The sequence below is a fragment of the Rhizobium sp. 2YAF20 genome (assembly GCF_052114685.1).
Taxonomy (GTDB): Bacteria; Pseudomonadota; Alphaproteobacteria; order Rhizobiales; family Rhizobiaceae; genus Rhizobium.
Genome location: NZ_JBFRFF010000032.1, coordinates 68,619 through 75,915 on the forward strand (window position 1 = coordinate 68,619; position 7,297 = coordinate 75,915).

Annotated in this window: 6 protein-coding genes and 2 pseudogenes; 5 read left to right on the forward strand and 3 right to left on the reverse strand. The window is 60.7% G+C overall.

Translation table 11 applies throughout. The features are described 5' to 3' along the window. Positions 1-17 precede the first annotated feature (17 nt). On the reverse strand, positions 18-1,037 hold the full coding sequence (locus AB4Z52_RS27185; RefSeq protein WP_442221002.1) for a GlxA family transcriptional regulator: 1,020 nt from the start codon (positions 1,035-1,037) through the stop codon (positions 18-20). Between the two features lie 127 nt (positions 1,038-1,164). Between AB4Z52_RS27185 and AB4Z52_RS27190 the strand changes: the two genes are divergently transcribed. After that, a complete protein-coding gene (locus AB4Z52_RS27190) occupies positions 1,165-2,022 on the forward strand; it encodes an alpha/beta fold hydrolase (protein WP_442221003.1) in 858 nt (285 codons plus the stop codon). 441 nt (positions 2,023-2,463) lie between these two features. On the opposite strand, the gene AB4Z52_RS27195 is transcribed toward AB4Z52_RS27190, so the two are convergent. Next, positions 2,464-3,396 (reverse strand): LysR substrate-binding domain-containing protein, encoded by a 933-nt coding sequence (locus AB4Z52_RS27195; RefSeq protein WP_442221004.1) that lies wholly within the window; start codon positions 3,394-3,396, stop codon positions 2,464-2,466. Positions 3,397-3,480: 84 nt separating this feature from the next. On the opposite strand from AB4Z52_RS27195, the gene AB4Z52_RS27200 reads away from it, so the two are divergent. The 4 genes and pseudogenes from AB4Z52_RS27200 to AB4Z52_RS27215 all read left to right on the forward strand — a co-directional run bounded on the left by AB4Z52_RS27200 (position 3,481) and on the right by AB4Z52_RS27215 (position 7,079). Next, positions 3,481-4,491, forward strand: coding sequence for a zinc-binding alcohol dehydrogenase family protein (locus tag AB4Z52_RS27200; protein ID WP_442221005.1), 1,011 nt, complete (start codon positions 3,481-3,483; stop codon positions 4,489-4,491). A gap of 80 nt (positions 4,492-4,571) precedes the next feature. Next, positions 4,572-5,015, forward strand: a complete 444-nt coding sequence (locus AB4Z52_RS27205; RefSeq protein WP_442221006.1) for a GlcG/HbpS family heme-binding protein — start codon at positions 4,572-4,574, stop codon at positions 5,013-5,015. 35 nt (positions 5,016-5,050) lie between these two features. Then, a complete protein-coding gene (locus AB4Z52_RS27210) occupies positions 5,051-5,275 on the forward strand; it encodes a hypothetical protein (RefSeq protein WP_442221007.1) in 225 nt (74 codons plus the stop codon). Positions 5,276-5,652: 377 nt separating this feature from the next. Then, positions 5,653-7,079: pseudogene (locus AB4Z52_RS27215) on the forward strand (ISNCY family transposase). A gap of 6 nt (positions 7,080-7,085) precedes the next feature. Here AB4Z52_RS27215 and AB4Z52_RS27220 read toward each other — a convergent pair. Further along, positions 7,086-7,297 (reverse strand): annotated as a pseudogene (locus AB4Z52_RS27220) (hypothetical protein); the annotation flags it as partial.

Consider the following 7,297-nt stretch of genomic DNA (forward strand, 5'->3'; position numbering starts at 1 on the left):
GGGTTCTCTTCGGCCAGTTACTTGCCCAATCCAGCCCGATCCCGGCGGCTCTTCGCCCTTTGGCGGAAATCAGTTGGCGTCAACCCCATCTGCCGCGTGAAGGCGCGGCGAAAAGAGGCGTCATCGCCATAACCGCTCAAGCGTGCCGCGGCCTTCACACTCGCTCCCGGCTTTTCCAAAAGGGTGCGGGCCGTCTCGATGCGGATGCGCGTGATGAAAGCCTTTGGCGATTCTCCGGTGAGGGCATGGAAGCGGCGGTGCAGTGTCCGCCCGCTGGTGGACAGGGAATTGGCCAAATCCACTGCCGTAAAGCCGAGAGGCGCTTGGCGTACGACTTGCTCTGCGGCCAGGAGGAATGGGTCGCCTGTATGCATGAAGTCTCGCGGTGCAAAGATCGTCTGCGGCCTAGGATCACCGTCGATCACCGAGAAATCGGCGACGAGGCGGGAGGCTTCGATGCCGATCAAACGGCGAATGGTGTGCAAGGCCAGATGTATCCAGGAGACGGGACCGCCAACCGTCATGACGGCATCCTGATCCTGTAGTGCTGCTGCCCATAGGACGTCTGCGTCAGGAAAGCGCCGCTTCAACTCGTTGTGAAGCCACCAGGTTGTCGTGCAGGGTCGCTTGTCCAGCAATCCGGCATCGCCAAGCACGAAAACACCGGCGCAGGAGCCGCCAATCAACGCGCCCCGGGCATACTGCTGCCTTAGCCATTCACTTGCCCGTCGTGTTGCAGGGGAGCGCGGCGGCAAGCCATCGGCATCGAGCGCCATGCCCGGCACGAGCGCGGCGTCGCAGCGCTCCACGTCGGCGATGGCGGCATCGACCTCCAGGCGGCGCCCACGCGCGTCGACAATCGCGTTTCCATCCACGCTGACGATGCGCACGTCAAGCGGCGGGATATTCTCTTGAACGCCGTGGTCAGGATGGTTGCCTGAGGAAGACTGGGCTCGTTCCGCGATCCAGAACATATCTGCCAAGCCGTTTACCGCGGAGGCAACGCCGCCGTCGAGCGCGAGGACAACAATAAGCATTTTGCGGGTCCATAGTTCTAAATCTGTTGTTGGCGAAATTTACGCGAACAATGGCGATTTCGCCAGCTAGTGAGAAAATGAGCAAAGCATTATCCTGCAATCCACAATAGGACTTTGGAAAACTGCCATGGCAACAATCGTTGGGATAGAACGTGCAAGCGGCTTTGCCGTGTACCCGGAACGACAGGCAACACATTCGCCTGTTTCTCGAGTGAACTGGGTGAGCTGGCTGGCGGCAGCTATCGTCGCCATCGTTCCGGCATTGCAATCGCGGCCCGGATATGCGGCAGGCGATATTCCGGTCATCCGCAACATCGTCCTCGTGCATGGCGCCTTCACCGACGGGTCGAGCTGGTCCGAGGTCATCACGGCTCTCCAGGGCAAAGGCTATCACGTCACGGCTGTGCAAAATCCCCTGACCTCCCTTAGGGACGATGTTGCCGCGACGCGCCGGGTCCTTGAACGCCAGGACGGTGGCACTATCCTTGTCGGACATTCATGGGCAGGCGCGGTGGTGACGGAAGCCGGCAACGCAGAGAAGGTCAAGGCGATTGTCTATCTCTCGGCCTTGGTGCCGGACAGCGGCGAGTCGGTTGTCGAACTGCTGAAAAAACGGAACGCGCCGATGGAGGGTCTCAAACCGGATCAGTCCGGACTAGTATGGCTTGACGACCCTGATGCCTATCGCCATGTGATGGCAGCAGACGTAGCAGCCGATAAGGTCCGTGTACTCGCTGCGGCGCAACAGCCTATAGCCGCCGGCGCTTTTGCAGAGAAGATTGGTCACGCGGCCTGGCTCGACAAACCGACATGGTATCTGCTGACCGAGGACGACAATGCGCTCCCGATCGGTGTGCAAAGGTGGCTTGCGGGCCATATCGGAGCACAGATTGTTTCGCTGAAATCCAGCCACATGTCTCTCCTGTCTCATCCATCCGAGGTGGCCGACCTCATCGACCGGGCGGCCCGGGAAGCCGGCCGCTAAGCGCGGACAGGGGTAGGGGCTTTGACAGCGATTGTGTAGCGGCAGGATCGAACCGCTGTGCCGCGCTCATACAACAGCTGCTGCATAGTGGTGACGATCATCGCTAAGAGGCGATCAGAAGCCGACAATGAGCGATGACATGCCTTTCCACCAAATTCTGGAGATGAACGGAACCGACAAGGAAAGGCCGATCGCCAATTCCGCTCCTGGTCGGTATCGAGATACGCACGCAACCACGTGATATCCGTGAGCTCAGAGTTGATGCCGATGGCGGCGAATTTGGGGTTGAAGGTCGCATGGGGCAAGGTCGAGGTCGGCAGCATGGCGAACTTCAACCGCCCAACAGCTATTGGACGCCGGCCGCAGATGGTAGGGCGGGTCTGAGTAGCCGCGGAACAGAAAACCTAGGTAAGGATCAACTCGGACTGGCGGGTGCCTTCTTCAGTGCTCGGGGTTTGATAGCCGGAGTTCAGCAAAGCGCCCAGCGATGAAGTCCACGAGCGCGCGAACGCGATTGGGGACGAAGCGCCCGCTAGGTAAGAGAGCATGCAACGGATACGGATCTGTCTCCCATTCAGTCAGTAGCCGCACCAGATTGCCGCTTTGCAGATCACGCCGTTGTTCGATCTCCGTCATGAAGATGATTCCGGCTCCCGAAACTGCCCATTCGCGTGCCAGCGAGGCGTCATCCACGACCCGGTCGCCCCTGACCCTTACCGTGGTCCATTGGCCGTTCTGACCGAAGCGCCACGAGCTGAACGTGCGCCCACCGCGAAGGAACGAGATGCAGTTGTGGTCCACCAAGTCTGTTGGCGTACGTGGCGTGCCGCGACGACTCAAATAGTCGGGAGAAGCGCTGAGGACGGAGTGTTCAAGCGAAAGCAGACGGGCCACGAGGCGAGAGTCGCTCAACTCGCCGTACCGAATAGCCAGGTCCACCTCGTCTCGTAGCACGTCGAGTACGCGGTCGCCGACATTGAGTGCCAGTTTCACCCCCGGGTGAAGGTGCAAGAACTCATCAAGCAATGGCATCAGCACGGTCCGAGCAAGGTCCGACGGTGCCGAGACACGCACGGTGCCCACCAGGGCGCCGCGTTCGGCATCGAGCTGGGATTCCCCCTCTGCGAGCAGCTCGAACGCGCGCTGGGCGTACTCCAGAAGGATTTGACCTCCCGGCGTAAGCCGCATTGCACGTGTGGAGCGTTCGAAGAGCCGCGTGCCCAGCTGAGTCTCGAGCCGCTTGAGTGTTGCGCTGGCCGCCGATGGCGTGATGCCGAGTGCCCGAGCAGCTGCAGTCAATGACCCTCCGCTGACCGTGTGCAGCAGCACCTGGAGGTCGCCAACATTTTCAATTCTGGTTTGAAAGTGAAACATCGGAAGGCCGTCTTATCAAGGGCAGGAATGTTACCTAAGTTGCCTTCCATGTACATCACTTAAACCCTGGAAGGAAAGAGTGCCGTGAAAGCTGTTGGTTATCACAAGAATCTGCCTATCGACGCGCCCAAGGCGCTCGAGGATGTGGAACTGCCCGCGCCGGTGCCCGGTGCGCGTGACCTGCTGGTGCGTGTGCATGCGATCTCGGTCAATCCGGTCGACACCAAGGTGCGCGCCGGTAGCGCGCCGGCCGCCGGCGAAGTCAAGGTACTTGGCTGGGACGCAGCCGGCGTGGTCGAGGCCGTCGGGGCGCAGGCCACTGGCTTTGCGGTCGGTGACCGCGTCTGGTACGCCGGCTCTATCAAGCGCCCAGGCGCCAACAGCGAGCTGCATGCGGTGGACGCGCGCATCGTCTCCAAGGCGCCCCAGTCGCTTTCGGATGTGCAAGCCGCGGCGCTGCCGCTGACGGCCATCACCGCGTGGGAGCTGCTGTTCGATCGGCTGCGCATTGCCCAAGGCGGTGGCGAAGGCCAGACGCTGATGGTGGTGGGCGGCGCCGGCGGCGTGGGCTCGATCCTGATCCAGCTGGCCCGGCAGCTGACCAAGCTGCGCGTGATCGCCACGGCGTCGCGTCCGGAGTCGCGTGAATGGTGCCTGGATCTGGGCGCGCACACGGTCATCGATCACTCCAAGCCGCTGTCGCAGGCGCTGCGCTCGGCCGGCATTGAACAAGTTGACTACGTGGCCTCGCTCACGCAGACGGGCATGCACTACCAAGAGATCATCCAATGCCTGAAGCCGCAGGGCGCGCTGGCTGTCATTGACGACATGGAAGGGCTGGATCCGCTCGCGCTCAAGAGCAAGTCGCTGTCGCTGCACTGGGAGCTGATGTTCACGCGCTCGATGTTTGAGACGCCTGACATGCAAGAACAGGGCGTTCTGCTGGGGCGCGTGGCTGACCTGGTCGACTCCGGCCGCGTCAAGACGACCGCTAACGCCGTCTTCGGCCGCATCAATGCGGAAAACCTGACCCGCGCGCATGCGCTGATCGAAAGCGGCAAGGCCGTGGGCAAGATCGTGCTCGAAGGCTTCTGATTTCGAGCGCACCTCATCACCCAGGCGCACAACTTCAGTTCTTTCACCCCTCCGTCAACTTTATCTCAAGGAAACTCATCATGGCTCAAAGCAACGCTACTCAAGTCCAAACCAAGGCTTCCATCACGCGCGACAGTGCGCTGGCGCTGGCCGTCGCTGCACGCGACGCGGCCACCAAGATCGGACTGAATCTGGCCATTGCGGTCACCGACGAAGGCGGCCACCTGATCGCCTTCGAGCGTGCCGACGCCACACCTTTCCTGGCCGCCGAAGTGGCCATCAACAAGGCTTGGACTGCCACCTCCTTCGGTCTGGACACGATGATCTGGAACCAGGTCGTCGCTCAGCCGGCCACGGCTCCGTTGGCCAACCATCCGCGCCTCATGCCGGTAGGCGGCGGTGTTCCCATCGTAGCGGACGGTCGTGTGGTCGGCGGCATCGGCATCTCTGGTGGCACCGCCCAGCAAGACCACGACGTGGCTGCCGCTGCGCTCAAGGCCGCTGGCTTCGAGGTCGCCAAATAAACGGAACCATCTCTCGGCGCGACGCCGGCGTCGTGTTGGCTGCGGTGGCACTGGTGACCTCGACGGCGGGCAGGGCGGCCGCTGATGTCGATGTCGCTTCTGCCGCGGTTGACCTCTACGCACGTATGACTGCACGGGATCTGGCTTGCGCCCTTCGCTACATCCCTGCTGCCGGAGTCACCGAGATCGGCCCGTCGGCACCTTCGGTTCACCTCCTGAAGCCTGCGGCGTTTGAGGCGCTGTTCAAACGGATGCGGTGATCAAGCTCCGCGCCGAAGACGTGAACGTCCAACGGTTCGGTAGCACTGCAGTCGTAACGGGCGTACGTGTTGGCTCGATAGGCCCGAAGGACAAGCCGTCTACTGAGCTTCGGATGCCGTTCACGATGGTTTGGACCATCGACAACGGTATGCCTGCCGGTCAACTGAGCACCGGACTGGGATGTGGTTAGAGTTAACCTAAAAGTTCCATAATTCACATTATGTGACCATTTGTTGTAGCGGCTATTTAGTAATGCGACAGTTGGGCCAGTTAGAGATGCGACAGTCTCGCCTCTCGACGCACTGGTCAAAGCCAACGTTGGGAGCAAGGATGACGACCTTCAGCCTGGTCAAGACCACGAGCGGTCGGAGTCGTCATGTCCTTTATGATCACCATGTCGCAGAAAGAATTACATCGCCTCGAAGTCATCCAGAAGATCCGTGACGAACGCCTGAGCGTTGTCCAGGCTGCTGAACTGCTCGACCTCAGTCGAAGCCAGGTCCATCGGTTGCTGCAGGCCTATGACCGGGATGGTCCAGCCGGTCTTGTTCAAAGAAGCGAGCACGGCCAAGCAACCGGCGCCACAGCGAGGAGTTTCGCAATGCGGCGCTGGACCTGATCCGCAAGCGATATCTGGATTTCGGTCCCACACTTGCGCGCGAGAAGCTGATCGAACTGCACCGGATCGCGGTCGCCAAGGAAACACTGCGGCAATGGATGACCGAGGCCGGCATCTGGATCTCGCGTCGGGAACGCAAGAAACGGGTTTTCCAGCCACGCGGCCGGCGTGACTGCTTTGGCGAACTGGTGCAGATCGATGGKTCGCATCACTGGTGGTTCGAGGACCGCGGCCCCAAATGCGCCCTGCTCGTCTATATYGATGACGCCACCGGCAAGCTCTTACATCTKCGCTTTGCCGGGTCGGAGAAYACGTTCGACTATCTGCATGCGACGAAGGCCTATCTGCAGCAATGGGGCAAGCCGCTGGCCTTCTACAGCGACAAGCACGGCGTTTTCCGCTCGCTCCATGCGTCGAAGAAAGACCGGACAAGCGGCCTGACGCAGTTCGGACGGGCGCTCTATGAACTCAATATCGACATCATCTGTGCCAACACCCCGCAGGCCAAGGGTCGGGTCGAACGTGCCAACCAGACATTGCAGGATCGGCTGGTCAAGGAGATGCGACTTCGCGGCATCGATACGATCGAAGCTGCCAATGCCTATGCGCCTGAGTTTATTGCGGATTTCAATTCGCGGTTCAGCAAGCAACCACGCAATCCGAAGGACATGCACCGACCGCTGGCTGACCATGAGAACCTCGATGGTGCCATGTGCCGCAAGGAAGTGCGCACGCTATCGCAATCCCTGACGCTGCGTTACGACAAGGTGCTGTTCATTCTCGATCCGACCGAGATTTCCAGGCCATTGGCAGGCCAGAAGGTGATTGTCTGCGACTATCCGGACGGACGGCTCGAGATCATGCACGAGAGCTTTWCCCTRCCCTACAGRACCTTCGACAMGYTGCGMTCGGTGCATCGWKCSGARGTCGTCGACAACAAGCGGCTGGACGACATGCTGTCGATCGTCGCCGAGTTGCAGGCCGGGCGCGAACAGCAGCGCAGCAAGAGCGGCCCCCGACGCACCGGCCAGAMGGATCATATGTTCGGCATTCGCGACGGCAGCACAGCCAACGGCTACCAGAAGCGTGGCCGCAAGCCGGGGCCGAGGACGGATTTCATGAATGATCCGSCGGTGATTGCGCGACGCGAGAAAGCGTTATTGAGGCAACCAGTGGCGGAATAACGAGCGTCAATGCACGCCGATGTCGCTCTGCGTATCTGATTCCAATTGCAGGCAGGCGGGCCAAAGTGGCGTCTTGTGGAAGGATCCGTCCTGGAAGAGCGTGAGCCCCTCTCGTGCCTCATAGAGCAAACCGAGCCAGCACAAGCGTCGAAAGACGCCATATTGGAGATCGGATTTCAACTTCCAGGCTTCTATGGTCATCTCGGTGTCCGACAGAG

Excerpts from the sequence above, each read along its gene's own strand:
- AB4Z52_RS27190 (WP_442221003.1), top strand. The coding sequence starts at position 1,165 with ATGGCAACAATCGTTGGGATAGAACGTGCAAGCGGCTTTGCCGTGTAC.
- AB4Z52_RS27185 (WP_442221002.1), bottom strand. The coding sequence starts at position 1,037 with ATGCTTATTGTTGTCCTCGCGCTCGACGGCGGCGTTGCCTCCGCGGTA.
- AB4Z52_RS27195 (WP_442221004.1), bottom strand. The coding sequence starts at position 3,396 with ATGTTTCACTTTCAAACCAGAATTGAAAATGTTGGCGACCTCCAGGTG.
- AB4Z52_RS27205 (WP_442221006.1), top strand. The coding sequence starts at position 4,572 with ATGGCTCAAAGCAACGCTACTCAAGTCCAAACCAAGGCTTCCATCACG.